Annotated in this window: 22 protein-coding genes; 11 read left to right on the top strand and 11 right to left on the bottom strand. The window is 67.4% G+C overall.

Annotation, left to right across the window (positions count from 1 at the left end; translation table 11 throughout):
* Complete coding sequence (locus tag G3O06_RS32560; protein WP_174966928.1) at positions 1–981, top strand: type II secretion system F family protein; 981 nt, start codon at positions 1–3, stop codon at positions 979–981.
* A gap of 565 nt (positions 982–1,546) precedes the next feature.
* On the opposite strand, the gene G3O06_RS32555 is transcribed toward G3O06_RS32560, so the two are convergent.
* The 4 genes from G3O06_RS32555 to G3O06_RS32540 are packed head-to-tail and all read right to left on the bottom strand — an operon-like array spanning position 1,547 to position 7,169.
* The gene (locus G3O06_RS32555) at positions 1,547–2,599 is read right to left on the bottom strand and encodes a CaiB/BaiF CoA-transferase family protein (protein ID WP_205818669.1); all 1,053 of its coding nucleotides are present in this window, start codon (positions 2,597–2,599) and stop codon (positions 1,547–1,549) included.
* Entirely contained in the window at positions 2,592–4,739 is a 2,148-nt protein-coding gene (locus G3O06_RS32550) for a 3-hydroxyacyl-CoA dehydrogenase NAD-binding domain-containing protein (RefSeq protein ID WP_205818668.1), read from the bottom strand. The genes G3O06_RS32555 and G3O06_RS32550 overlap by 8 nt, the downstream gene beginning before the upstream one ends.
* A 14-nt stretch (positions 4,740–4,753) precedes the next feature.
* Positions 4,754–5,959 carry an acetyl-CoA C-acetyltransferase gene (locus G3O06_RS32545; protein WP_205818667.1) on the bottom strand — a complete coding sequence of 402 codons (1,206 nt, stop codon included), beginning with the start codon at positions 5,957–5,959 and terminating at the stop codon, positions 4,754–4,756.
* A gap of 55 nt (positions 5,960–6,014) precedes the next feature.
* Positions 6,015–7,169 carry an acyl-CoA dehydrogenase family protein gene (locus tag G3O06_RS32540; protein WP_205818666.1) on the bottom strand — a complete coding sequence of 385 codons (1,155 nt, stop codon included), beginning with the start codon at positions 7,167–7,169 and terminating at the stop codon, positions 6,015–6,017.
* A 213-nt stretch (positions 7,170–7,382) separates the two neighbouring features.
* Here G3O06_RS32540 and G3O06_RS32535 point away from each other — a divergent pair, with 213 nt between their 5' ends.
* Positions 7,383–8,042 (top strand): TetR/AcrR family transcriptional regulator, encoded by a 660-nt coding sequence (locus tag G3O06_RS32535; protein WP_174966919.1) that lies wholly within the window; start codon positions 7,383–7,385, stop codon positions 8,040–8,042.
* A gap of 162 nt (positions 8,043–8,204) precedes the next feature.
* Here the strand turns inward: G3O06_RS32535 and G3O06_RS32530 are convergent, their stop codons facing one another.
* The 6 genes from G3O06_RS32530 to G3O06_RS32505 all read right to left on the bottom strand — a co-directional run bounded on the left by G3O06_RS32530 (position 8,205) and on the right by G3O06_RS32505 (position 14,510).
* Positions 8,205–9,407, bottom strand: a complete 1,203-nt coding sequence (locus tag G3O06_RS32530; protein ID WP_241020358.1) for a beta-lactamase family protein — start codon at positions 9,405–9,407, stop codon at positions 8,205–8,207.
* Positions 9,408–9,601: 194 nt separating this feature from the next.
* Positions 9,602–10,558, bottom strand: coding sequence for a transporter (locus G3O06_RS32525; RefSeq protein ID WP_205818664.1), 957 nt, complete (start codon positions 10,556–10,558; stop codon positions 9,602–9,604).
* A 36-nt stretch (positions 10,559–10,594) separates the two neighbouring features.
* Positions 10,595–11,122, bottom strand: coding sequence for a flavin reductase family protein (locus G3O06_RS32520; protein WP_174996780.1), 528 nt, complete (start codon positions 11,120–11,122; stop codon positions 10,595–10,597).
* A gap of 5 nt (positions 11,123–11,127) precedes the next feature.
* Positions 11,128–12,366 carry a styrene monooxygenase/indole monooxygenase family protein gene (locus G3O06_RS32515; RefSeq protein WP_205818663.1) on the bottom strand — a complete coding sequence of 413 codons (1,239 nt, stop codon included), beginning with the start codon at positions 12,364–12,366 and terminating at the stop codon, positions 11,128–11,130.
* Positions 12,367–12,433: 67 nt separating this feature from the next.
* The gene (locus G3O06_RS32510) at positions 12,434–13,222 is read right to left on the bottom strand and encodes an SDR family oxidoreductase (protein ID WP_205818662.1); all 789 of its coding nucleotides are present in this window, start codon (positions 13,220–13,222) and stop codon (positions 12,434–12,436) included.
* A gap of 40 nt (positions 13,223–13,262) precedes the next feature.
* The gene (locus G3O06_RS32505) at positions 13,263–14,510 is read right to left on the bottom strand and encodes a dienelactone hydrolase family protein (RefSeq protein ID WP_205818661.1); all 1,248 of its coding nucleotides are present in this window, start codon (positions 14,508–14,510) and stop codon (positions 13,263–13,265) included.
* Between the two features lie 352 nt (positions 14,511–14,862).
* On the opposite strand from G3O06_RS32505, the gene G3O06_RS32500 reads away from it, so the two are divergent.
* Both G3O06_RS32500 and G3O06_RS32495 read left to right on the top strand, forming a co-directional pair.
* Positions 14,863–15,888, top strand: coding sequence for an AraC family transcriptional regulator (locus G3O06_RS32500; RefSeq protein WP_205818660.1), 1,026 nt, complete (start codon positions 14,863–14,865; stop codon positions 15,886–15,888).
* Positions 15,889–16,022: 134 nt separating this feature from the next.
* Positions 16,023–16,553, top strand: coding sequence for a GNAT family N-acetyltransferase (locus G3O06_RS32495; protein ID WP_205818659.1), 531 nt, complete (start codon positions 16,023–16,025; stop codon positions 16,551–16,553).
* Between the two features lie 25 nt (positions 16,554–16,578).
* Here the strand turns inward: G3O06_RS32495 and gcvA are convergent, their stop codons facing one another.
* The gene (gene gcvA, locus G3O06_RS32490) at positions 16,579–17,457 is read right to left on the bottom strand and encodes a transcriptional regulator GcvA (RefSeq protein ID WP_174967229.1); all 879 of its coding nucleotides are present in this window, start codon (positions 17,455–17,457) and stop codon (positions 16,579–16,581) included.
* Positions 17,458–17,583: 126 nt separating this feature from the next.
* Between gcvA and argH the strand changes: the two genes are divergently transcribed.
* From argH to G3O06_RS32455, 7 genes are all read left to right on the top strand, one after another.
* Positions 17,584–19,017 (top strand): argininosuccinate lyase, encoded by a 1,434-nt coding sequence (gene argH / locus G3O06_RS32485; protein WP_205818658.1) that lies wholly within the window; start codon positions 17,584–17,586, stop codon positions 19,015–19,017.
* Positions 19,011–19,904: an amino acid ABC transporter permease gene (locus G3O06_RS32480; RefSeq protein WP_174966909.1), complete on the top strand. Its 894-nt coding sequence runs from the start codon at positions 19,011–19,013 to the stop codon at positions 19,902–19,904. Before argH ends, G3O06_RS32480 begins: the two co-directional genes overlap by 7 nt.
* On the top strand, positions 19,901–20,704 hold the full coding sequence (locus G3O06_RS32475; protein ID WP_277403765.1) for an amino acid ABC transporter ATP-binding protein: 804 nt from the start codon (positions 19,901–19,903) through the stop codon (positions 20,702–20,704). The genes G3O06_RS32480 and G3O06_RS32475 overlap by 4 nt, the downstream gene beginning before the upstream one ends.
* A gap of 83 nt (positions 20,705–20,787) precedes the next feature.
* Entirely contained in the window at positions 20,788–21,621 is an 834-nt protein-coding gene (locus G3O06_RS32470) for an ABC transporter substrate-binding protein (RefSeq protein WP_174980210.1), read from the top strand.
* Between the two features lie 7 nt (positions 21,622–21,628).
* On the top strand, positions 21,629–22,501 hold the full coding sequence (locus G3O06_RS32465; RefSeq protein WP_205818657.1) for a polysaccharide deacetylase: 873 nt from the start codon (positions 21,629–21,631) through the stop codon (positions 22,499–22,501).
* Entirely contained in the window at positions 22,498–23,406 is a 909-nt protein-coding gene (locus G3O06_RS32460; RefSeq protein WP_346779565.1) for a polysaccharide deacetylase, read from the top strand. Before G3O06_RS32465 ends, G3O06_RS32460 begins: the two co-directional genes overlap by 4 nt.
* Positions 23,403–23,616: MmgE/PrpD family protein (locus G3O06_RS32455; RefSeq protein ID WP_205818655.1), on the top strand; the 214-nt coding region annotated here is incomplete at its 3' end. The genes G3O06_RS32460 and G3O06_RS32455, both read left to right, overlap by 4 nt.

Here is a 23,616-nt window from a genome sequence, read left to right as displayed (position 1 = left end):
ATGCAAAATCTGAGCGTGGTCCAGGCCGTGATGCTGGGCGGCTTGTTCATCTTCGTGGCCGGCGGCGTGCTCGTCGCGATGCTGCTGTTCGCGCCGCGCAGCATCCAGCGCCGGCTCCAGCAGGCCGGCGGGGCCGGGGCAGGCGCGACCGGCGCGGCGGGCACCGGCGACGGCGACGACATGGCGTCGCGCTGGGTCGCGAAGCTGGTCGAGCTGTCCACCCCGATCTCGAAGCTGTCGGTGCCGAAGGAGGGCTGGGAGAATTCACCGCTGCGCATCCGGCTCATGAATGCCGGCTGGCGCAACCAGAGCGCGGCCGCGCTGTACTTCACCGCGAAGACGGCGCTCGCGCTCGGGCTGCCGTGCGCCGCGCTGCTGGTGCTGATCACGACGTCGCTTGGCGACGAGCGCGCGATCCTGTCGGTGATCCTCGTCGCGCTCGCCGGGATCGGCTACTACATCCCGAACATCGTGCTGTCGCAGCGGGTCAAGGTGCGCCAGCAGAAGATCTTCGAGGATTTCCCGGATGCGCTCGACCTGCTGACGGTGTGCGTCGAAGCGGGGCTCGGGCTCGATGCGGCGCTGATGAAGGTGAGCGAGGAGCTGCGGTTCAGCAGCGAGGTGGTCGCGAGCGAACTCGACCTGCTGCTGCTCGAGATGCGCTCCGGCTTCACGAAGGAAACGGCGCTGCGCAATCTTGCGCTGCGTACCGGCGTGGAGGACATCGAGTCGTTCTGCGCGATGCTGATCCAGGCCGACCGGTTCGGCACGAGCATCAGCGAATCGCTGCGCGTGCTGTCCGACATGCTGCGCACGCGGCGGCGGATGCGCGCGGAGGAGCGGGCCGCGAAGATCGCGCTGAAGCTGCTGTTCCCGCTGATCTTCTGCATCTTCCCCGCGCTGATGCTGGTGCTGCTCGGGCCGGCCATGATCCACGTCTATCGCGTGCTGCTGCCGACGTTCGTGGGCATCGGGCAGTGAGCAACGGACCGGCGTTGCGCCGGTTTCGTCGATAAACGTTTTGCGTGCCGGACGGTTCCCCCCGCCGGCCGGCACGGCAACAGGCTTCATGGAGGCTCCCTCCCCAGGCGGCGCCGCGAGACAGGTTGACCATAGCGGCGTCAATGCACCCTGGACCCATGGTCGGCCATGGAACAAGCCGTAGTCCACCGCCATACCGGCTGCCCCCTACTGCTAACCTGAATGCCGGCGAAGTTTGCCGGCATCACGTTGTGCGCGACGACGCGTCGCGCGTGGATCGCGACCGGCGTTCCTGCCGCTTCCCGAAATCCGGCGCCGTATCCGCTGATGACACTCGCCGGAATTGCGCCGGTTATCGCGATGACCTGCCTGACCGTGTAGCCGATCTATCTGTGGAGCCGGCACAAGGTGTCGCGCGACCTGAACGAGCTCATCGTGATCGCGAACGCCGGCCAGCTGCTGCGGATCGACGAGGGCATTCGCGGCCCGTGAGCGGAGGAGGGCCGATCGGCGTGCGGGGCCGCGCGTTGTCTCCGTCCTTTCTCGTGATTCCGTCACCGGCCCCTCAAGCCCCGACCTCGGCCCAGGGTTGCGGCCGGGCGTGACCCGCGAAAAGAGGATGTGCGTGAGCCTCCTCCAGCGTGAGAACGGGCGTCACGCAGGCGTCCGCCGGTGCGAACCGTTCGCTCCAGACCGCCAGCGGTTGCGACGCGATCAGGCGTTCCACCTCGGCGCGCAGGGCCGCGCAGTCGCTGGAGCCGGGCACTTGCCCGCGCTGCCAGTGCCGTGCCTCCCAGTCGGGGCGGTCGAACACTTCACACGCCGCTTTCCAGAACTTGAACTCCAGCGCGCCGACCGCGAGGTGGCGGCCGTCCTGCGTCGCGTACAGGCCGTAGCAAGGCAATGCGCCATTGAGCAGATCCTCGCCTGCGCCGGGGCGGCGGCCCAGCACCGCTGCCAGCATGGCGCCCGTGGCACGCGGCATCACGAGCTGCGCGTGCAGTCCGTGGGTCATGCTCACGTCGAGGTGCCTGCCCCGTCCCGTTCTCCGCGCGTCGAACACACCCGACAGCACGGCGATGCAGGCCATCGCGCTCCCGCCCGCGATGTCACCCCATTGCACATTGGGCTGAGCCGGTTCGCCCGTGGGGGCGCGCATCTGGTCGAGCACGCCCGACATCGCCATGAAGTTGAGGTCATGTCCGGCCTTGCACGCCCACGGGCCGCTTTGCCCATAGCCGGTGATCGACACCATCGTCAGGCGAGGGTTGATCGCATGCAGGGCGGCACCGTCCAGCCCCAGGCTTTGCAACACGCCCGGGCGGAAGCTGTCGAGCAGCACGTCGGCATCCTTGATCCAGGCGCGCAGCCGATCCAGGTCCGCGTCATGGCGAAAGTCGATGGTGCGGCATTCCTTGCCGTGGTTGAGGGCGTCGAACAGCCCCGCCAGCGGCCGCGTCGGGTCGCCCTCGGGCGGTTCCACCTTGATGACGCTCGCGCCCAGATCGGTCAGCATGCGTGTCGCAAACGGGCCGGGAAGGTTGCGCGAGAGATCGAGCACCCGCAGGCCGGACAGCAACGGAGGCAAGGCGCCGCCGGCGAAAGCGGCGTCATGCATCGTCGAACCTCCCGCCTGCACGGGCCTGCTCGACCACGATCGCCGCGGGCTCGAATCGCGCGCCATACTGCGCCGCCAGTTCGCGCGCACGCTGCACGAAGCGTTGCGCGCCCATCGCATTGATGAACTGCAAGGCCCCGCCATGGTGTGGCGCAAAGCCCCAGCCGAAGATCGAGCCGATGTTGGTATCGGCCACCGAACGCACCACGTTTTCCTCGAAGCAGCGCGCGGCCTCGTTCGCCTGGATGAACATCAGGCGATCCACCAGCTCCTGCTGCGCGGGCTGGTCGGCACGCGGCGGGTAGAGCGCGGTAAGTTCGGGCCACAACGACTTTTCCTTGCCCTGGTAATCGTAAAAGCCTTTGCCCGCTTTCTTTCCGACCCGGCCCAGGTCGCGGCCCACCTTGCGCAGCACGGCCTCGGCGGGGTGCGGCGGGTAGACCTTGCCTTCGGCCTCCAGGTCGCGGCGTGTCTGGTCAGTCACGTGCAACGACAGGCCGAGCGAGACTTCGTCCTGCAGCGCCAGCGGCGGCATGGGCATGCCTGCCTTGAGACCGGCCACCTCGATGGAGCGCGGATGCACGCCTTCGGCCAGCATCGCGATGCCCTCCATCACGTAGGTGGCGAACACGCGCGACGTGTAGAAGCCCCGGCTGTCATTCACCACGATGGGCGTCTTGCCGATCTGCAGCACGTAGTCGAAGCCGCGCGCCAGCGTCTCGTCGGAGGTCTTCGCGCCCACGATGATCTCGACCAGCGGCATCTTGTCCACGGGCGAGAAGAAGTGCAGGCCGATGAAGTGGGCCGGGCGGCGGCTCACCAGTGCCAGGCCCGTGATCGGCAGCGTCGACGTGTTGGACGCGAACACCGCGTCCTCGCCGATGACGGCCTCGGCCAGCGTCGTGCAGTCGGCCTTGATCGCGCGGTCCTCGAACACGGCCTCGACCACCAGGTCGCAGCCCCGCAGGTCGTCGTAGCGCGTGGTGGGCAGGATGCGCGCGAGCAGGGCGTCGCGCTTGTCCTGCGTGGTCTTGCCGCGCGCCAGCGCCTTCTCCAGCAGCCCCTGCGAATACGCCTTGCCCTTGTCGGCGTTCTCTTGCGTGGTATCGAGCAGCACCACGTCGATCCCCGCCTTGGCCGATACGTACGCGATGCCCGCGCCCATCATCCCCGCGCCGAGGATGCCCACCTTCCTCACCTTGCCCGGCGGCACGCCGGCGGGGCGCGACTGCCCCTTCTTGATCGCATTGAGCTGGTACCACAGCGTGCCGATCATGTTCCGGCTGACCTGCGACATCACGCAGGCGGCGAAGTAGCGCGACTCCACCTGCGAGCCGGCGTCGAAGTCGAGCAGGCAGCCCTCGAACAGGCAACTCATGATGTGGGTAAGGGCCGGGTAGTTGCCATGTGCCTTCGCATTGGCCATGGAGGGCGCAACGGCCAGCATCTGCACGACGGCGGGACTCTTGCTGTCGCCGCCGGGAATGCGAAAACCCTTGCTGTCCCACGGCTGCACGGGCGCGGGGTTGGCCACGCACCACGCACGGGCCTGCTGCAGCAGTTCCTCGCGCGTGGCGGCCAGTTCGTTCAGCAGGCCGAGACCCAGCGCCTTGGCCGGGCTCAGCTCGGTGCCCTGGGTGATCAGCTCGAAGCTCTTCTGGATGCCGATCATGCGCGGCAGGCGCTGGGTCCCGCCGCCGCCGGGCAACAGGCCCAGCTTGACTTCAGGCAGGCCGATCCTTGCCTTGGGGTCGTCGATCGCAAAGCGCGCATGGCAGGCCAGCGCCAGTTCCAGTCCGCCGCCGAGCGTGGTGCCGTTGAGCGCGGCCACGACGGGCTTGCCGCATTTTTCCATGCGGCGCAGCAGCGCCTTGAGCTGTTCGCTCAACTGGAAGGCTTGCTCGGCGGAGGTGATCCGGCTGAGCTGGTCGATGTCGGCGCCGACGATGAAGCTCGGCTTGCCGGAGGTGATCACGAGGCCCTTGATCCCGGCTTCCTGTTCCACGTGCCCGATGACGCGCGTGAAATCTTCCATCAGCGTGGGGGCGAGCACGTTCATCGCGCGGCCGGGCTGATCGATGGCGACCAGGCCGATGCCGTTGGCGTCCACATCAAACGAGAGGGTGGTGTAGGGGGTCATGTGCGGGGCCTTCTTCAAACGCGTTCGATGATGGTGGCGATACCCATGCCGGCGCCGACGCACAGGGTGGCCAGCGCGGTGGATTGGCCGGTGCGCTCCAGTTCGTCCAGCGCGGTGCCGAGGAGGATGGCGCCTGTCGCGCCCAGCGGGTGGCCCATCGCGATCGAGCCGCCGTTGACGTTCACGCTGTCGAGCGACACGCCGAGATCGCGCGCCGTCTTCATCGGCACGGTGGCGAACGCTTCGTTGATCTCCCACAGGTCGATGTCCGAGGCCGCCATGCCCGCCTTGGCCAGCGCCTTGCGCACGGCGGGCGTGGGGCCGGTGAGCATGATGGTGGGCTCGGTGCCCGTGACCGCGAACGCACGCACCCGGGCGCGCGGCTTGAGCCCCGCCTGCTCGCCCGCGGCCTTGCTGCCCATCAGCAGCAGTGCCGCGCCGTCGACGATGCCGGACGAGTTGCCTGCATGGTGGTGGTGGTGGATTCTTTCGATGGTCGTGTATTTGTCCAGCGCGGTGGCGTCGAAGCCCATGGCGCCCATCGTTTCAAACGCGGCGCCGATCTGCGCAAGCGATTCGACCGAGGCGCCGGGGCGAACCGTTTCGTCGCGATCCAGCAGGAGCCGGCCGTTGAGATCCGTCACCGGGACGATCGACCGTGCGAAGTAACCCTGCGCCTGCGCATGCGCTGCACGGCGATGCGACTCGGCGGCATACGCATCGAGATCGCCGCGGCCGAAGCCTTCGAGCGTGGCGACGAGATCGGCGCTGATGCCCTGCGGAACGAAGGCCGTGCCGCTGTTGACGCGCGGATCCATCACCCACGCGCCGCCGTCGCTGCCCATCGCCCAGCGGCTCATGGATTCGACACCGCCGGCAACCACCATGTCCTCCATTCCCGACATGATCTTCGCCGCAGCGAGGTTGGCGGCTTCCAGCCCCGACGCGCAGAAGCGCGACAGCGTCACGCCCGCCACGCTTTGCGCCCAGCCCGCGTCGAGCACGGCGGTGCGGGCAATGTCCGCGCCTTGCTCGCCCACGGGCGTCACGCAGCCCAGCACCACGTCGTCCACCCGCGCGGTGTCGAGCCCGCTGCGCGCTTGCAGCGCCTGCAGCAGCGTGCGCAGCAGCCATACGGGGGTGGCCTGGTGCAGGCCGCCGTCTTTCTTGCCCTTGCCGCGCGGCGTGCGCACGGCATCGAAAATACAGGCTTCGGTCATGAGGGACATTCCCTGGATGGATGGATGGGTGGGTGGGATGAAGGCGCGCCGGTACTTACAGGTAGCGCGAAGCCAGTTCCTTCATGATTTCGTTGGTCCCGCCGTAGATGCGCTGCACGCGCGCGTCGGCGTACAGGCGGGCGATCGGGTATTCCTTCATGTAGCCGTAGCCGCCGAAGAACTGCAGGCATTCGTCGATCAGCTTGCACTGGTTGTCGGTGACCCAGTACTTGATGAGCGCTGCGCGGTCCACGCCCAGCTCGCCGCGGAGGTGCGCGACGATGGCCGCGTCCACGAGCGTGCGCGACGCCATCAGCAGCGCCTGGCATTCGGCGAGCTTGAAACGCGTGTTCTGGAACGAGAAGATCGGCTTGCCGAACGCCTGGCGTTCCTTCGTGTAGGCCAGCGTTTCCTGCATCGCCAGCTCCATGGCCGCGATGCCCGCCACGGCGACGATCAGCCGTTCCTGCGGCAGCTCCTGCATCAGCTGGATGAAGCCCATGCCTTCGTTCCCGCCCAGCAGGTTGTCGACGGGCACCCGCACGTCGTCGAAGAACAGTTCCGAGGTGTCCTGCGCATCCATCCCCAGCTTGTCGAGGTTGCGCCCGCGCCTGAAGCCCGGCGCCTGATCGGTCTCGATCACGAGCAGCGACATGCCTTGCGCGCCTTCGTCCCTGCTGGTCTTGCAGACCACGATGACCAGGTTGGCGAGCTGGCCGTTGGTGATGAAGGTCTTGCTGCCGTTGATGCGGTAGTGGTCGCCATCCCGGGTGGCGGTGGTGCGCACGGCCTGCAGATCCGACCCCGTGCCGGGTTCGGTCATCGCAATCGCGCCGATCAGCTCGCCCGTGGCGAGGCGCGGCAACCAGCGTTGCTTTTGCGCTTCGGTGCCGTGGCGCAGGATGTAGGGGGCGACGATGCCCGAGTGCAGCGAGCCGCCGAAGCCGCCGATTCCCGCTGCGCCCTGGGCCAGGATCAGTGCGGCCTCATGCCCGAAGTCGCCACCCGCGCCGCCGTATTCCTCGGGCATCGACGCACACAGGAAGCCGTTGGCCCCGGCTTCTTCCCACGCGTGGCGGTCCATCATGCCGGCCTGGCGCCAGGCTTCGTCCCTGGGAACCCACTGCTCCTTGAAGAAACGGTTGGCCGTATCGAAGAGCATCTGGTGCTCATGGGTCATCCAGTTCGGGGAGAAATTTTGAATAGCCATGGTGTGTGCTCGTCGGGTGATTGCGATCCGGGTTTTCCCGATGGGTCAACCGATATCGGTAATCTTGATTACCGATTCTGCATACCTGATGCGACGCGTCATCCGTGAAAAATCGGCATCAAGTGCGAGCCATTCTCGTAACGCGAGCGATGAAAGGCAAGGCAACGGGAGGGCTTATCTTCATTTTGAGATAATTTGGTAACATGCCTTTCCATGAAGGAAAGGAACCCATCCATTGACGCTCAGGCGGCGCCCGATGCGCTCAAGCCCGAGGAGCGCCGCGCCCTCCTGATGCGGATGCGCGGTCACACGCTGGCCCGGATCGAGAAGGCCGTGCTGGAGCTGTTTTCCGGGCGCGATTTCCATGAGGTGGGCCTGGCCGACGTGGCCCGTGCGGCCAACGTGTCGCTGCAAACCATCTACAAGTACTTCGGCAGCAAGGAGGTGCTGGTTTGCGCGATGCTCGACGTGATGCTGGGCCGGCTGGCCGAGCGCATGATCGATCACCTGCAGGGCATCGACGACGTGCGCGAGCGCCTGCGCAAGACCTGCTGGGTCACGCTGGACTACATGGACAAGCATCCTTCGGTGATGCTGATGATGTTCACGACCATGCCCATGTCGCGGTACAAGAACATCGGCATCTATGAGAGCCGGGAGCTGATGGAAGCCTTCCTCGGCGTCTTCAAGGACGGGCAGGCGCGCGGCACGTTGAACAACAAGGTATCCAGCAAGGTGCTGCTGGACGTGTTCATGGGCGTGCTGGGGCGCGTGATGGTGATGCATCTGATGCGGGGCGAGACGCGGCCGCTGACCGCGCAGTTCGACGAACTGTTCGCCATTTTGTGGCGGGCGATGTCGGCCGGTGAATGACGCCGTTTCGTCAGGGGGCACGGCGGTTGCGGCCGATGCCGTGCGCTGACGGGCGCGTCGTGCGCGTCGTCCTTCATGCCGGTGTTCTGCCGCAGGCAGTCGCCGTTGAGCCGCAGACTGAGGCACACGTCAAAGCCGGTCGCGACGTTCCCCTTCACCGCATCACGGCCGCCCTTCGCTCGGCACCTCGGCCGCCTTGCTGAGCTCGCCCATGATGATCCGCGCGATTTCGTTGGCCGGTGCGCGCCCATCGGGCGCGGCAGCCGTGTTCGTCCACGTGACGATCGTCGTTTTCGTGACCGGGTCGTAGCCCATGAAGGTATTGAAGCCCGGTATCTCGCCCGTGTGCCCGTAGAACGTGCCGAATTTGGCCAGGCCCAGGCAGTAGCTCGCCGACATCGGGTCGGACGGATCGATCGGCGTGCAACTCGCGAGCCGTTGTGCCTGCAGGTCGGCGCTCAGGTAGCCGCCGCCGACCAGCCGCTGCACGTAGGCGGCCAGTTCCGTCACGGTTGAAATGCCGGAGCCGGCCGTCCACGCCCAAGACGTATTGACGCCGGTCACGTTCGTCGGCTGCAGCGTGCCGTTTTTCGCGTCGGCCTGGCGCTGGGGCGACAGCGCGTCGCTGTCGGTCGTCTCCGCATTGGTGCCCCATTGATAGCCCTGCGGTGCCGGCGCCGGCAGCGACGTATTCTGCTGCGGCGGGAGAAAGGTATTGGCCAGGCCGAGCGACGCAAACAGGCGTGCGTTCATCGCATCGGCCGCGCTCATGCCGGTCAGTTGCTCGATGATGAGCCCGAGCAGCACCGTGTTCGTATTCGAGTAGCGAAAATTCGCGCCGGGCGCGAAATAGACCGGCTGGCCTTCGGCGATCCCCAGCAACTCGGACGTGGTCCACACCTTGTCCGGCTGCGCATCGAGCGTCTGGTTGAATGCGAGATTCGTCGAATAGTTGTAGAGGCCGCTGCGCATGGACAGCAACTGTTCGATCGTGATCGTATTGCCGTTGGGCACGTTCGCGACGAACTTGCTGACGGTGTCACCGAGGCTCAGCCGGCCTTCCTGCACGAGTTGCAGGATCACCGTGCCGGTCCAGGTCTTCGTCACGCTGCCGACGCGAAAGTGCGCATTCGTCGGTATCGGCGTGTTCGTGCCTCGTACGGCCGTGCCGAACGATTCGAGCCAGTTGCCCTGCGGCGATTGAACAAAGACGACCGCGCCGGGCGTCAGCGTGTCCGAGAGCAGTGCGTTGATCTGCGGGCGCGCGGCGTTCGCGAACGCGGGCGAGCTCGAGGCAGGCGAACCGTCGCCACCGCATGCGGAAACGGCGATGCCGATGACCACGGCCGGTGCGAAGGCAACCATGCCGCGCACCAGCCGTCGCGAGACGTTCGACAAGAACCGGGAGGTTGCTGAGGTAGCCATGGCGCGGACCCTTCGTGGTCGTGACGTATTACCTGCGTTGTCTTCTCCAAAACTATAGGACAGGCGCGTGGGTGCCGGCAGCCTGCATTTTCATCCGACGATAATGATCCGGCCCGCTTACCCGGTCGCGGCCGTCACTGAAAGTGATGCACGTAACGCAGCACCATCCGCGTGCCCTGCGGCCGGTTCCGCGCGTAGGTCTCGAAGTACGCGTTGAACATCAGATGGTCCTGCGGCGAGAAGCTAACCATGGCCCCCGGGCCGATCGCGAATACGGCCTCCCGCGTGCCCGGCACGTCCTGCCCGTTTTCCTTCATGTCGGTGGTCTGGCGCAGCCAGTAGCCGTTGAGCCCCAGCCGCAGGCCGGGGCGCACTTCGTACTCGGTCGCGAAGTTCGCGTGGATCGCCTGGCCGGCCTGCGTCGACGTCACGTCGGGGCCGAGCGACGTGGCCGGCTGATGGTTGGTCGCGTTCCACAAATAATGCAGCCGCCACGACACGGTCCACTTGGGCGTGAGCCACAGCGTCGCCGCCCAGTACGGATCGAACGACCAGAAATGGCTGCCGGGGTTGATCGCGCGCGACGGATCGTACGCGCCGGTCGGCGCGATGAACTGGAATTCCACGCGCTGCGCGAAGCGCGGGCCTTGCGCGCCCATCACCGGGTCGAACTGGATGAACGGGCCGATCAGCAGGTCGCCGAAGCCCGCACGCGCATTCAGCGCGACGTTGCCGATGCCGTCGTCGGTCCGCGCGGACGCGATCCACGGCAGGATCACGTCGAGGCCGGGATGCATGCCCGCGAACGTCAGCGGCGACTGATAGACGAGCTGGCTCAGCCCCGCGAACAGGTCGATGTCCTGCTTCGGCAGTCCGACCTTGTTGCCCGCATTGTCGTTGACGCGACCGGCCGTGTAGTACTGCAGGTACTGCGTGCCGTACCAGCCGGAGCCGGCCGGCGGCATGCCGTCGAGGAAGCTGGTCATGCCGAGGTTGACCGCCGGCAGGTCGGTCGCGCCGGCTGGTGCGCTTGCGGCCATGCCGGCGATCGTGAGGCCTGCGACGACGAGCAGGCGAGAGCCGAATTTCATGGTCACCATCTCCTGTATATTTATTTGCATAACTAATCAAGCGGCACGAAAAAGATCGGGATGATCGGCGATCGCACGATACTGGCCGGCATGGAACACCAGCGGCGCATGGCCGTTCGCGTCGAACTGTTCGATCTGGCCGATGAACAGCAGGTGATCGCCGCCTTCGTAATGGCCGACGTTACGGCACACGAAGCGCGCGCTCGCGCCGTCGAGGCAGGGCACGCCGCCCGTCTCCGAATCGACGTGAAGCACGCCGTCGAACTTGTCGGCGCAGGGCGTCGCGAAGCGGCGCGACAGCTCGATCTGGTCGTGCGCGAGGATGTTGATCGCGAAATGGGTGGCCGCGACGAAATCCGGGCGGCTCGGCGCGACCTTGCGCAGGCTCCACAGCACGAGCGGCGGATCAAGCGACAGCGACGAGAACGAATTGGCGGTGAGGCCCACCTTGCGTCCGTCGGCCGCGCACGTGGTGATCACGGTGACGCCGGTCGGGAATTGCCCGAATGCGGCGCGCAACTGCATCGGGTCGAGGGCCGGGCGATCGGTAGCGGTCGTGTCCATGCCGGTCACTCCGCACGGACGCTGTGTTCGCGGATCATCGCCGCGCAGGCCGACGGCTCGAACCACCACGGCGAGAACCGGCGCGGATCGTCGAAGCCATCGACGATCGTCGCGGCGAGCGACGGCAACTGGCCGGCCGCGCCGAGCAGTTCGAGGATGTGCGGCGGCGGCGGCGTGAGCAGCGAGTTGGTCCAGCGCACGACGTGCTGCGCATAGGCCCAGTAGCCTTCGAAGGTCTGCTGCATCCAGTCTTCGCCGAACGGCGCGGCGTCGCGCGCGACGATCGCGTCGAAATACGCCTTTGCGCATTTCGCGGCGTTGTTCGATCCCTGGCCGGTGATCGGATCGTTGACAACCACCGCATCGGCCATCCCGAACACCGTGCGGCCCGACGGCAGCCGGAAGAACGGCTTGCGCACCGTCGGCGCGAAGCGTCCGGCCAGCGTGCCGTTCGGATCGGTGAGCTCGACGTCGCGGCAGCGCTCGAATTCCCACGGCACATAGTGCTGCAGGAACGACAGGCTCCGGTCCAGATGCTGCTCGGGCGTCTTCACATCGGCCCAGCAGTCGAGCGGGCCGCCCGGAATGCCTTCGAACACCATGATTTCGCACGGGCCCGTCGTGGTCAGCGCGGGGAACACGAAATACTCGCCGATGCCGGGCAGCAGGTTGAAGCGCACGCGCGAATACGGCTGGCTCGGCGTCATCCCTTTCACGTAGGTGAGGGCCAGCGCGCGTTGCGGGCGGTCGAACGCGCTGCGCGCATCGTCGCGGCCGAGCAGGTTGACGATCTCGCCCTTGCCGGCCGCGAGCAGCACGAGGTCATGGCTGCGCGCCAGTTCCTCGAGTTCGGGCACGCCGATGTCGGCAATGCGCACGTCCGCGCCGCGGCGCCGCACGCCGTCGAGCCAGTCGGCCATTTTCACGCGCTGGTCGACCGACTGCGCATAGCGGGTCAGCCGCGACGACCAGTCGATCGCCTTGCGGCCGTTGCCGTCCGGATGCGGCACCGCGATGCCGATTCCTTCGACGGACGGGCACGCTTCCTCCCACGTATTCAGGCCGAGATCGCGCTCGATCTGCAACGACGTGTGAAACATGCACTGGCTCGACATGACCTTGCCCGTGCGGATCTGCTCGGCGTCGCGGTTCGTCGCGAGCGTGACGTGGTAGCCCTGGTCGAGCAGGGCGAAGGCGAGTTGCAGGCCGGACTGGCCGGCGCCGACGATGGCGATGCGTCTCATGAGTAGGTCCTTGGGTGGCCGGATGCCGGCCGGAAAAAGGGTGGCGGAAAGCGGCGGCGGGCAGCGGTCATTCCGCGAGGCGCGGAATGGCCGGCACCGCCTGTTCGGGGCCCATCGCGGAATAGCCGCCGTCCACCGCGTAGTCGGCGCCCGTCACGAAGCTCGCCGCGTCGCTGCACAGGAACGTCACGACCTGCGCGACCTCGGACGGATCGCCGACGCGGCCGAGCAGGTGGAACGGCGCGGCGACGCGATCGGTCTTCGCACGGTCGCCGTGCGTCATCTCGTCCATCACGCGCGACCACGTCCATCCCGGCGACACCGAGTTGACGCGAATGCGGTCGGGCGCGAGATCCATCGCCATGCTGCGCGTGAGCTGGCGGATCGCCGCCTTGGAGGTCGGGTACAGCCAGCGGCCGGTCTGCGCGCACTGGGCCGAGATCGAGCTGAAGTTCACGATCGCGCCGCCGCCGCGCCGGACCATGTGCGGATGCACGGCCTTCGCGAGCATCGCCGCCGACACGACGTTGACGTCCATCGCGGCGAGCCAGTCGTTGCGGGTCGCCTGGATACCGTTGTCGACGTAGCTGCACGCGAGGTTGACGAGCACGTCGATCGCGCCGAACCGCTCGACGATGGCCGATACCGCGCGCTCGATCGCGCGATCATCGGTGATGTCGAGCGCGACGAACATCGCCCGTTCGCCAAGCGAATCGGCTACGCGCGCACCGTTCTGTGCATCCAGATCGAGAATCGCGACGCACGCACCGGCGCGGCTCAGGTCCTGCGCGACCGCGGCGCCGATCAGCGTGGCGCCGCCGGTGACGATCGCGACTTTGCCAGCAAGGGCAGTCATGGGGTGTCTCCGGAAATCGTTGGGTGAGGGAAGGGTCGCGTCAATGCGCACCCGACGACGGCTCGCTGTCGTGCCAGCGGCGCATCAGGCCGTTCGACGGCACGGCTTCGTCGAGCAGCTTGCGGGCCGTTTCGACGCCCGCGACGGGCAGGCCGGCCGGATCGAGCAGGCCGATCTGCACGAGCACGCTCGCCTGGTCCCAGTAGATGTGCTCGTGATAGAGCTTGTCGCCGCGGAACTTGACGATCGCGACGAGCGGAATCTCGACGCGCTTGCCGGTCGGTGCGACGCCCGGCAGCATCCAGTCGATTTCGGTGGTGTGCGTGAAGCAGAACAGCAGCTCGTCGACGATCTGGCTCGCGCCGATCGTGCGCGAGATCGGCGTGATCGTCGTGTCCGGCGGATTCGCATGCACGAAATGATGCGTGTAGAAGCGCTTGAGTTCGTCGTAGCCCACGCCGCCCGTCAGCGTCGGAATATGGTTGACGTACGGTTCGGCAACCATCGTCGCCATCGTTGCATCGACGTTGCGCGTGTCGAATTCGTGCTTGAGGTGCGCTTCCCACAGTGTGGACAGGTCGTAGCGCGGGCCGAGCGCGGCGCGGAACGCGGCGATCGCGCGCTGGTGGGCCATCACCGCGGCAGCCTTGTCGAAATGATCGCCGCCGGCGCGCGCGAACGCGTGATCGACGCCCGGATACACATACACTTCGACGTCGTCGCGCCCGGCGAGCGCTTCGGCGATGCGCTGCTGCACGTCGGGCGGGCAGAAGCGGTCCTGGCCCGCGATCTGCAGCACGAGCCGGCCGTGCAGGTGCGACGCCTCGTCGAGCGCCTGCTCGATGCCCACGCCGTAGTAGCTGACCGCCGCAGCCACGCCCGGCAGCCGGCACGCGGCGAGATAGGCGAGCTTGCCGCCGAGGCAGTAGCCGAGCACGCCGGCTTCGCCCGTGCATTCCGGCAACTGCTTGAGTGCGCCCAGCGCGGCGCCGATGTCCTCGACGCCCTTGTTCTCGTCGTATTCGCGGTAAAGGGCCATCGCGCGCTCGGCATCGGTGGCTGTGTAACCGAGTTCGATCCCCGGCGCCTGGCGCCAGAACAGGTCGGGCACGAGTACCGTATAGCCTTCCTCCGCGTAGTAGTCGGCTGCTTCCCGCATCGTTGCGTTCGCGCCGAAGATCTCGTGGCACAGCACGATGCCGGGCCCCTTGCCGGCGGCCGGTGTGCTCAGGTATGCGCGAAACGTGCCGCCGTCCGGCGACGGAATCTCGATGTGACGTCCTTCCATGTGTCCCTCCATTCGTTTCATTGCTGCGACGGGCCCAGTATTGGCGGACGAAATGGGTGTTTCTATCCGCTTTCTTCGGCCGGTATCCGCGAATTCCGGAAACCTGTTGCACCGGCCGCCGTGCGTGGGCAGGCGCGCGGCTGACTGCGGGTATGTGCGGATGCGGAAGGCCCGCACAGTTTTCTACGATGCGCGAACGGTCCGCTTCTTGCGTCGTTTGCGCGGGACTTGCGTGCTTTGGCGGCCGGACTGTCCGGATACTCCGGGCGCTATCCGGATCGTGCGGCGGATGCCCCCATACCGGGAACGCATGCACGGCGCGAGTGCAATCGAGCATGACGGGAGAACATCGATGGCGCAAATTTCCGGAACAGGCTGGCTGCCGGATACGGCCTGTTTCAATCACGACAACCTGCTGCTGCAGTCGAACGACGTCGACGAGGTTCGCGCACGCGTCGCCGACGTATTCAAGCCGCACCGGCTCACGCCGACCGGCGAATCGCGCGCGCTGCACAGCTGCATGCATCATGCGCGCTGGGGCAACCTGTCGTTGAACCTGCTCGATTACGGCGGTGGCGTCAGCATCGAGCCCGGGCCGCTCGAGCACTTCTTCCTGTTGCAGATTCCGCTGCGCGGCGACGCGGAAATCGAGTGCGGGTCGGCGCGTTTCGTGTCGTCGCCGGGCACCGCGTCGCTGATCTCGCCGACGCTGTCGCTGAAGATGCGCTGGGGCGATGCGTGCCCGCAGGTGATCCTGCGCATCGAACGCGAAGTGATGGAGCGCCACGCGCAGCGGCATTTCGGCGACGACCGGCGCGCGCCGGTCGAATTCGAGCCGGAATTCAGCCTGTCGTCGTCGCAGGGGACGTGTCTGGCGCAGATGCTGCCGATCCTCGCCGGGGCGATCGCGACGGATGCGCATCCGCTGCGTCATCCGCTCGCGTTCGAGCAGCTCGAATCGACGCTGCTCAACCTGCTGCTGCACGGCCACCCGAACAGCGCGCGCAACGGCACGCGGCACTTGCCGGTGGCGCTCGCGCCGTTCTACGTGCGGCGCGTCGAGGACTACATCCGCGCGCATCTCGACGAGTCGCTGACGATCGAGCGGCTCGCCGAACTCGCCGGCGTCAGCCCGAGCACGCTGTTCGCCGGCTTCCGCCATCGCCACGGGATCACGCCGATGGGCTTCGTCCGGCAGTTGCGGCTGCAACATGTGCGCGAGGAGCTGCTGGCCGACGCGTCGCCGGGGCTCGCCTCGGTGACGGACATCGCGCTGAAATGGGGCTTCGCGCACCTCGGGCGGTTCGCGATCGAGTACAAGCGGGCGTTCGGCGAGTCGCCGTCGGCGACGCTCAGGATGCGGCGCGTGCGGGGTTGACGAAGGAAACGGCGGGCACGTTCGGCATGCCCGGCCGCCGGCGATGAGCGGTGATCGACATCGCTGCACGGATCGCGGACAATCCGCGATGCACGCCATACCCACCATCGCCACGCCGCCCGGGAGAGTTTTCGATGACTGGCATAGCCATCCGGTCCGCCCATCTCGACGATGCGCAGGCGATCGCCGATTTTCACGTCAAGGTCTGGCGGCATACCTACAGGGATCTCGCGCCGGCGCAAGCGTACGCCGTCCTCGACGAACGCTATCGTGGCAGGAAATGGCGGGAAAAGCTGTCGTCGAACGACGCGCACCAGCTCGTGCTGATTGCGGAGACCGACGACAGGATCGTTGGGATCGGCGCGGCCGGCGCGCCGTCGGAATCGATCTTCGACGGCCGCGGCGAGATCAAATTCCTGTATGTCGATCCCGGGTACAAGCGGCGCGGCATCGGCCGTCAGCTGCTGGCGCGACTGGCGATGCATTTGAGCCGGTTGGGCTACCACGGCGCCGCGTTGAGTGTCGTCACCGGAAACGACGCTGCGATCGCGTTCTATGAGGCGCTGCACGGCCGGCTTGCCGGCGAGTACATCGATCCGGGCCCGATCTGGCGGTCGCACAACATCGTGATGGTGTGGGACGATCTTGCGAGTCTCGCGACCTGAGCCCGGCCTCGCGTCGCGACGCACGTCACGCGAGGCGCGCGCGCAGCCACGACGTGAACGCGGTCACGAGCGGCGAGTCGGCCAGTTCCTGACGCGTGACGAGATAGTAAGCATGACGTGACGGCACCGTGGCGCTGAACGGCCGCACGAGCGTGCCGTCGATCAGGTCGTCGCGCACCGACAGGCTGTCGCCGAGCGCCACGCCTTGCCCGTGCACCGCGGCTTCGACGCCGATGTGCGCGTTGCCGATTTCGAGAATGCGGATGCCCGGCAGCTGGTCGGCGTTCGCTTCCGCCAGCCAGCGCATCCACGAACCCGCATGCTCGCAGAACAGCGTGCGTCCCGCGAGATCCTGCACCTTGCGGATCGCATCCGGCCCGTTCATCAAGGCCGGGCTCACGACCGGAAACAGCGCCGGATGCTCGAGCAGCTCGACATGCCGGTTGCGCCAGTTGCCTTCCCCGTAGCGAATGCAGACGTCGACGTCCGGCGAATAAATCTCGCGCTCGTCGTTCGACGGAATCACTTTCAGGTGGATACCCGGGTAGCGCTCGAGAAAATCGCCGATGTGCCTGGCGAGCCAGCGCGACGTCAGCGACAGCGGCGTCGACACGACCAGATCGCCGGCGGCGGCCGGCGAATCAAGCCTGACGGTCGCGTTCGCGATCATGTCGAACGCGGCGCCGACCGGCTCCAGCAGCGCCTCGCCTTCCGGCGTGAGCTTCACGCGCGCCTTTGATCTGACGAAAAGCGCGACGCCGAGCGTGCTTTCGAGAATCCGGATCTGGTGGCTGACCGCGCTCGCGGTCACGTGCAGTTCGTCGGCGGCGGCCGACACGCTGCCGCGCCGGGCGGCGGCTTCGAACGCACGAAGCGGGTTCAGCGGGGGCAGGCGGTTGCGCATCGGCAGGCGCGTCGAACGACGCTGTGCTGAGAAAAATTTCATTTAAGCGGATTCAATTTCTCGCTACAACAAAAAAAATTGAATGCCTACAGTGGGGGCAATCCAACCGAGTCGAGGTCGACCGCAATGAGCCTTACCGAACCGATCGAACGCCTGTGGGGCGGCCGCTTCCAGTCGCAGCCGTCCGATGCGCTGCTGAACCTGTCCCGCTCCGATCCGAGTTTTTTCCGTCTCGTGCCGTACGACCTGGCGGGCTCCCGTGCGCATGCGCGAGAGCTGAATCGCGCAGGCATCTTGAGCGACGACGAACTGGCGCAACTGCTGGCCGCGATGGACGGCATCGCACGCGACTACGCGGCCGGCGCGATCGCGCCGTCGCTGGCCGACGAGGACGTGCATACCTTCCTCGAGCGCGTACTCACGCAGCGGCTGCCGGCGCTGGGCGGCAAGCTGCGCGCCGGGCGCTCGCGCAACGACCAGGCGGCGAACGACCTGCGCCTGTACCTGCGCGACAAGGCGCGCCAGCTGGTGCGCGGCGTGCTCGACCTGCAGGACGCGCTGGTCGGCCAGGCGAGCCGGCACGTCGATACGGTGACGGCCGGATTCACCCACCTGCAGCCGGCCCAGCCGATCGTGTTCGGCCATCAGTTGCTCGCGCACGCGCAGTCGCTGTATCGCGACGCCGACCGCCTGGTCGACTGGGACCGTCGCACCGCGCGTTCGCCGCTCGGCGCAGCCGCGCTCGCCGGTTCGGCGATCTGCGTGCGGCCCGAGCTGTCCGCGCAGGAGCTCGGTTATGACGCGCCGTGCGAGAACTCGATCGACGCGGTGGCGGCCCGCGATCACGTCGCCGAATTCTCGTTCGTCACGAGCATGCTGGCCGTCAACCTGTCCCGCCTGTCGGAAGAAGTGATCCTGTGGACGTCGCGACAATTCCGCTGGGTGGAACTCGACGACGGCTATGCGACGGGCAGCTCGATCATGCCGCAGAAGAAGAACCCGGACATCGCGGAACTCACGCGCGGCAAGGCAGGGCGCCTGATCGGCAATCTCACGGGCCTGCTCGCGACGCTGAAATCGCTGCCGCTCGCGTACAACCGCGATCTCGCGGAAGACAAGATCGCCGCGTTCGATGCGATCGACACGCTCGAACTCGTGTTGCCGGCGATGGCCGGGATGATCCGCACGATGCGCGTGAACGTCGACGAGATGCGTCGCCAGGCACCGCTCGGTTTCACGCTCGCCACTGAAGTCGCCGACTGGCTGGCGCTGACGGGGGTGCCGTTCAGCGAAGCGCACGAAATCACCGGCGCGCTCGTGCGCGCGTGCGAACGGGACGGCATCGAGCTCGCGGATGCGAGCGCGGCACAGCTGCAGGCCGTCGACGCGCGGCTCGCGCCGGCGGTGCGCGCGCATCTGACGCTCGACGCGGCCGTCGCGGCCCGCGGCGGTGCGGGCGGCACGTCGCCCGCCCGTGTGCGCGAGCAGATCGGCCGCCTGGGCGAAGCAATCGAACGCCAGGCCGCGTGGGCGGCCGACTACCGGGGGCCGTCATGCTGAGCGCATCCGATTCGAGCCGTCTCGACCGCGCATCCGTGCCGGCCGGCCCCGCGGCAGACGACACAGCCGGCCTCGTGCGCGTGCGCCGGCGCTACTGGGGCCGTTATGTCGCATCGATCGCGATCATCGCCGCGCTTGCCTATGTGGTCGCCGCGTTCGCGCGCGGCCAGATCGAGTGGCGCGTCGTCGGCCAGTTCCTCACCGCGCACTCGATCCTGACGGGGCTCGGCAACACGATCGTGATGACCGTGCTTGCGATGACACTCGGTGTCGTGCTCGGCGTCGTCACCGCGGTGATGCGGCTGTCGTCGAACCCGGTGCTCGGCGCGATCGCGCAGGGCTACATCTGGCTGTTCCGCGGCACGCCGGTGATCCTGCAGCTGCTGCTGTGGTTCAACCTCGCGCTGGTGTTTCCGACGCTCGGCATCCCGGGCATCGCCGAATACCGGACCGTCGACGTGATGACGCCGTTCCTCGCGGCCGTGCTCGGGCTCGGGATCAACCAGGGCGCGTATACGTCGGAGGTCGTGCGCGCAGGGCTGCTGTCGGTCGACACCGGCCAGTACGAGGCCGCGAAATCGATCGGCATGGCGCGCCTGCAGGCGCTGCGCCGGATCATCCTGCCGCAGGCGATGCGCGTGATCGTGCCGCCGATCGGCAACGAGCTGATCGGCATGGTCAAGCTGACGTCGCTCGCGAGCGTCGTGCAATACGCGGAGATGCTGCACAACGCGCAGAACATCTATTACGCGAACGCCCGCGTGATCGAGCTGCTGATCGTTGCCGGCATCTGGTATCTCGCGGTCGTGACCGTGCTGTCGCTCGCGCAGGCGCGCGTCGAACGGCGCTACGCACGCGGCGCGGGCCGCGCGGCAGGGCGCAAATGAACGATACGATCCTCAACCATCGGGAGAACGTCATGACGAACGCGGTCGTTCGCGCGGTCGACGTGCGCAAGTCGTACGGCGATTTCCAGGCGCTGCACGGCATCACGCTCGATGTCGCGCCGGGCGAAGTGCTGTGCATCATCGGGCCGTCGGGCTCGGGCAAGAGCACGTTCCTGCGCTGCATCAACCAGCTCGAGACGATCAGCGCGGGCGCGCTGTGGGTCAACGGCGAGCTGGCCGGCTACCGGCGCACCGGCGACCGGCTTCACGAGCTGTCGGAGCGCCAGGTCGCGCGCCAGCGGCTCGCGACCAGCATGGTGTTCCAGCGCTTCAACCTGTTTCCGCACAAGACCGCGCTCGAGAACGTGATCGAAGGCCCCGTGCAGGTGCTCAAGCGCCGCCGCGCGCAAGCCGAGGAGGAAGCGCGCGCGCTGCTCGCGCGCGTCGGGCTCGGGCACAAGTGCGACGCGTTTCCGGTCGAGCTGTCGGGCGGCCAGCAACAGCGCGTCGCGATCGCGCGGGCGCTCGCGATGCATCCGCAACTGATCCTGTTCGACGAACCGACGTCGGCGCTCGACCCTGAACTCGTCGGTGAAGTGCTGGCCGTGATGCGCGATCTCGCGAAGAGCGGGATGACGATGATCGTCGTCACGCACGAGCTCGGGTTCGCGCGCGAGGTGGCCGACCGTGTCGTGTTCATGGACGGCGGCCGGATCGTCGAGAGCGGGCCGCCCGACCAGGTGCTGTCCGCGCCGACGCATGCGCGCACGCGCGACTTCATCTCCGCCGTGATTGCATGAACGGGCCGGGCCCCCGATCGATCGAGCCGTCACCGAGAGCGGCGCAGTCCCCCCATGACTTCATTACGACAAGGCGACATCCCATGAAAGCATCCGTCCTGACCCGCACGCTGGCCGCCGTCGCATTCGGCGCGCTCGCGCTCCACGCGTCGTACGCCGCCGCGCAATCCGCGAGCGCGAAACGCACGCTGAACGTCGCGATCGTGCCGAACTATCCGCCGTTCGAATACAAGGACCCGGCGACCGACAAGCTGGCGGGCTTCGACGTCGATCTCGGCGAGGCACTGGCCGCGAAGATGGGCGCGAAACTGAACTGGGTCGAAACCAGCTTCGACCAGATGATGAGCGCGGTTGCCACCCAACGCGTCGACATGATCCTGTCCGGCATGACCGACCTGCCGACCCGCCGCGATGCGGTGACCTTCGTCGACTACATCGAGACGGGCCCGCAGTTCTACACGCTGAAGGCGCGAGCCGGCGAGTTCGCGCAGATGAACGCGCTGTGCGGCAAGCGCGTCGGGTCGAGCCGGCGCACGTCGTTTCCCGACAACACGACTGCGTGGAGCGCGGAGAACTGCGTGAAGGCCGGCAAGCCTGCGATCGTCGTGATCGGCACCGACGGCTCGGCGGATGCGCGGATGCAATTGCGCCAGAACCGCATCGACGCGGCCGTGCAGGGCGGCGAGACGCTGCCGTACCAGAACAGTCTCGAACAGAACGCGTATGCGCCGGTCGGCAAGCCGTTCCTGTCGCAATACACGGGTATCGGCGTCGCGAAGGGCAATACCGCGCTGAGCAGCGCGCTGACGACGGCGCTCAACCAGCTGATCGCCGACGGTTCGTACCAGAAGCTGCTCGCAAAATGGGGGCTGCAGGAGCACGCGGTGGCGAAGGCGACGATCAACGCGACGCGCTGAGCTCGAGATGACGGACCTCGCTCCCCGCTGGCCGGACGCGAAGCGCGCATGCGTCGCGCTCGCGTTCGATCTCGACGGCCCGACCGGCGACGCGATGCTGAACGGGTCGATCTGGCGCAACCCCGCGTATTTCACGCTCGGCAGCTACGGGCCGTGGCGCGCGCTCGGCCGGTTGCTCGACATGCTCGCGTCGTTCGACCTGCCCGCGACGTTCTTCGTGCCCGCGTGGATCGCGCAGACGTGGCCCGCGCAATGCGCGGCGATCGTCGAGCGCGGCCACGAAATCGGCTATCACGGCTATCGGCACGAAGCGTTCTGGATGCTCGAGCCCGAGCGGCAGCGCGAAATCATGGCGCGGTCGGCCGACGTCTTCGCGCGCACGCTCGGCGTGCGGCCGGTCGGGTTTCGCACGCCGTCCGGCGACTGGAGCGACGCGACCGTGGCCGTGCTGCGCGAGGCGGGCGTGCGCTATTCGAGTTCGATGCGCGGCGACGACCGGCCGTACCTGCTGCACGGCGCGGACGGCGCGCCGCCGCTCGTCGAGATTCCGGGCCGCTGGGAGACCGACGATTACGCGTCGCTCGCGTATCACCGCAACCCCGACTATCCGGCCGGGCTCGACCGGATCGCCGGTTACGGCGCGACACTCGACAACTGGATGCGCGAATTCGACGGCGTGTACCGCGAAGGGCTGTGCCTGACGACGCTGCTGCATCCGAAGGTCTGCGGCAAGCCGGGGCGCATCGCGCTACTGGAGGCGTGGTTCGCGCACATGCGCGCACGGGATGGCGTATGGTTCGCGCGCTGTCGCGAAGTGGCCGACTGGTGGCTCGCGCAAGCCACGCGAGATGCACAACCGACGCAACGGAGCAACGCGTGACGATATTTCCTGCATGGCCGGGCGGCGCGCGCTGCGCGGTCGCGATCACGGTCGACTTCAACGACATTCATGGCATCCAGACCCGCGAGCCGCGCATCGTCGGCCGCGAGAAATCGCTGTCGGTGTGGCGCTACGGCGCGACCCGAGGCGTCGACCGGTTGCTCGCGGCATTCGACGCGTTCGGCGTACCGGCGAGCTGGTTCGTGCCCGGCGTCGTGGCCGAAACCCACGGGGCCGCGGTGCGCGAGATCGCGGCGGCCGGCCACGAGCTCGGCGTGAGCGGTTATCGCTGCGAGGATTTCGATGTGCTGCCGCTCGCCGCGCAGATCGATGCGTGCCGCGCCGGGCGTGCGGCGCTGGCGGACGCGACCGGCCGCGACGTGGAAGGGTTTCGCTCGTTCACCGGCAACTGGGCCGACGGTTTCACGGATTTTCTCGTCGCGGAGGGCTTCACGTGGTCGTCGTCGTGGCGCGGCGACGATCGGCCGTACGTGCATCCGCGCGGCGACGGCGGCACGGAAGGTGCGCGGCTCGTCGAATTGCCGCTCCACGACGAACTCGACGACGAGCCGTACTTCGCGTTCAACCTGTCGCCGCCCGTGCCTGCCGGCCAGCCTCGTATCGCGGCCTATCGCGACGTGCTCGACAACTGGCTGCGCGACGTCGACGGGTTCCGGCGCTTCGGGCTGTGCTGCGTGCTGCGCCTGCATCCCGAGATCATCGGCACGCCGGCGCGCATCGATCTGCTGCGGGTGTTGCTGGCTCACCTGCGCGACGCTGGCGACGTGTGGTTCGCCACCGGGCGCGACATCGCACGCTGGTGGCGCACCCAGGCACCCGTCAATGAACCGGGCCATCCGGTCGACGTGTTCGCGCACTGCGTGGCCGAGGAGTCGGCGAGATGACGACGGATGCGCAAACACGCGCAACGCGGCTCGCGGCGTTCGTCGCGCAGACGGCCGCCGACGCGTTGCCGGAGGAGGTCGTCGCGAAGGCCAGGCGGCACGTGCTCGACACATTCGGTGCCGCGCTGGCCGGCACGTCGGCCGTCGAGACGCAAAGCGCCCGTGCGCTGACGGGCGACACCGCGCACGGCGGCGCATCGCTCTGGGGCA

This window comes from Burkholderia sp. Ac-20345 (assembly GCF_017104825.1).
In the GTDB taxonomy this organism is placed as follows: Bacteria; Pseudomonadota; Gammaproteobacteria; order Burkholderiales; family Burkholderiaceae; genus Burkholderia; species Burkholderia lata_B.
Note: the sequence above shows the minus strand (reverse complement) of the source record. Positions and strands in the feature narration are given on the sequence as shown.

Coding starts and splice junctions, on each gene's coding strand:
- G3O06_RS32505 (WP_205818661.1), bottom strand. CDS start 14,510: ATGGAAGGACGTCACATCGAGATTCCGTCGCCGGACGGCGGCACGTTT.
- G3O06_RS32535 (WP_174966919.1), top strand. CDS start 7,383: ATGAAGGAAAGGAACCCATCCATTGACGCTCAGGCGGCGCCCGATGCG.
- G3O06_RS32480 (WP_174966909.1), top strand. CDS start 19,011: ATGCTGAGCGCATCCGATTCGAGCCGTCTCGACCGCGCATCCGTGCCG.
- G3O06_RS32510 (WP_205818662.1), bottom strand. CDS start 13,222: ATGACTGCCCTTGCTGGCAAAGTCGCGATCGTCACCGGCGGCGCCACG.
- G3O06_RS32465 (WP_205818657.1), top strand. CDS start 21,629: ATGACGGACCTCGCTCCCCGCTGGCCGGACGCGAAGCGCGCATGCGTC.
- G3O06_RS32470 (WP_174980210.1), top strand. CDS start 20,788: ATGAAAGCATCCGTCCTGACCCGCACGCTGGCCGCCGTCGCATTCGGC.
- G3O06_RS32545 (WP_205818667.1), bottom strand. CDS start 5,959: ATGACCGAAGCCTGTATTTTCGATGCCGTGCGCACGCCGCGCGGCAAG.
- gcvA (WP_174967229.1), bottom strand. CDS start 17,457: ATGCGCAACCGCCTGCCCCCGCTGAACCCGCTTCGTGCGTTCGAAGCC.
- G3O06_RS32530 (WP_241020358.1), bottom strand. CDS start 9,407: ATGGTTGCCTTCGCACCGGCCGTGGTCATCGGCATCGCCGTTTCCGCA.
- G3O06_RS32515 (WP_205818663.1), bottom strand. CDS start 12,366: ATGAGACGCATCGCCATCGTCGGCGCCGGCCAGTCCGGCCTGCAACTC.
- G3O06_RS32560 (WP_174966928.1), top strand. CDS start 1: ATGCAAAATCTGAGCGTGGTCCAGGCCGTGATGCTGGGCGGCTTGTTC.
- G3O06_RS32475 (WP_277403765.1), top strand. CDS start 19,901: ATGAACGATACGATCCTCAACCATCGGGAGAACGTCATGACGAACGCG.
- argH (WP_205818658.1), top strand. CDS start 17,584: ATGAGCCTTACCGAACCGATCGAACGCCTGTGGGGCGGCCGCTTCCAG.
- G3O06_RS32495 (WP_205818659.1), top strand. CDS start 16,023: ATGACTGGCATAGCCATCCGGTCCGCCCATCTCGACGATGCGCAGGCG.
- G3O06_RS32525 (WP_205818664.1), bottom strand. CDS start 10,558: ATGAAATTCGGCTCTCGCCTGCTCGTCGTCGCAGGCCTCACGATCGCC.
- G3O06_RS32555 (WP_205818669.1), bottom strand. CDS start 2,599: ATGCATGACGCCGCTTTCGCCGGCGGCGCCTTGCCTCCGTTGCTGTCC.
- G3O06_RS32520 (WP_174996780.1), bottom strand. CDS start 11,122: ATGGACACGACCGCTACCGATCGCCCGGCCCTCGACCCGATGCAGTTG.
- G3O06_RS32500 (WP_205818660.1), top strand. CDS start 14,863: ATGGCGCAAATTTCCGGAACAGGCTGGCTGCCGGATACGGCCTGTTTC.
- G3O06_RS32550 (WP_205818668.1), bottom strand. CDS start 4,739: ATGACCCCCTACACCACCCTCTCGTTTGATGTGGACGCCAACGGCATC.
- G3O06_RS32540 (WP_205818666.1), bottom strand. CDS start 7,169: ATGGCTATTCAAAATTTCTCCCCGAACTGGATGACCCATGAGCACCAG.